Here is a 1,308-nt window from a genome sequence, read left to right on the forward strand (position 1 = left end):
GAGAAACAATTAAACCGTTAGAACGACGAATTAACTGAATCTTGCTAACAGTTATCTGTCCCAATCGTTTCCAATTGGCATCGCTTACAGATAGCTGTTTTTCGGTATCTCCACTAACATAACCAATTCCTTTAGGAGAAGAAACTAAATCTCCTTTACGGAACCCATGTCTTGTGGTAGAGCCACCATATTTACGTCGTTTACCACCTTTAGAAAAAACCATCAGGTGAAGTTGACGACGACTAATAGGAGGACGTTTGATGACAGCAAAGGGAGCGTTCGTTACTTTAACAGAACCCTTCCAATCGTATCCATGACTATTAGAAGCATGAAATGGCCAATAATCTAAAAACTGAAAACAGGCAAGAGCAATTCCATCGTTAGCATGACTTTCTGGTGATTGTTCTGCTTTATTTTTGGACTTTTCTAGTCGCAAATGTTTTCTAAGATTAGAGGTTTGCCAACCAAAGCGAGTATGGACTGTTGCCAATTGAGATAGTTGCTCAATAGCCCATTTCTGTCCGACCATAACCGACGAGAAACCTTTTCCAGACTTAGCTCCTTTTCTACCAGAAGTTAGATCAATATCGGCTTTGATGTACTCAAAGTAAATATCGGTAATTGGATAGATTTTGGTTAGTTCGGAAACGACTCGAAGTTCAAGTTGACGATTAGCTCTGATTGAGGGAGCTAATTTTCCTGTTCTTCTATTTGAGAATCGTTTTTGTCGATGCGCTCTTAGATTAAAAGAAAGTTGGCGGTTAATCCGTCTTTTTCTACGTCCTCTTCGCATTAACCGTCTATTGTCCATGCGCTCTTTTACTCGTTTAAAAGGAAGTTCTAAGTGAGCCTTCCAAAGAGTAAAAAGAGAGGATTGAACGCCAATTCCAGAGAATAATTTACCCGGGTCAATACCAATAGCAATCGGTTGGGTTTTACTATCGGAAGGTTCATCGGTTAGCTGGACATAGAAAATATCTAAGTCGTTGAATTTACCGATAGCTTTTCCTTCCTTAATCCACCGTCTGGCCCGACTAGGTTTGGTGGGCATTAACGGTTTTCCGTCTTTTGAGATAACAGGAACTCTTGCCATGGAGATAATCCTTAAGAGTGAAGTTAATGTCCCTTACCGCAACACAATCAAGATGTCTTGTCTAACAACGCTTTACCAATAAAGCTGAGAGGGAATCCGAACTAGGGAAGCATTCGGAAGTCTGTGCCAGATTGTGTCTCGGTGCGGTAGTCTCTACTTGCGTCGCCTAAATTGGTTTAGGCAAGCTCCGTCCCTTTTAGGGCGGGGTTAGTGAC

General features: G+C 41.4%; 1 protein-coding gene. It reads right to left on the bottom strand.

Going from position 1 to position 1,308, the window contains the following annotated elements; translation table 11 throughout:
• On the bottom strand, window positions 1–1,093 hold a 1,093-nt coding region (locus O9334_RS12460), incomplete at its 3' end, for an RRXRR domain-containing protein (RefSeq protein WP_288000409.1).
• Window positions 1,094–1,308: the final 215 nt, after the last annotated feature.

It is taken from the genome of Microcystis sp. LE19-8.1F (genome assembly GCF_027531715.1).
GTDB classification, from domain to species: Bacteria; Cyanobacteriota; Cyanobacteriia; order Cyanobacteriales; family Microcystaceae; genus Microcystis; species Microcystis wesenbergii_A.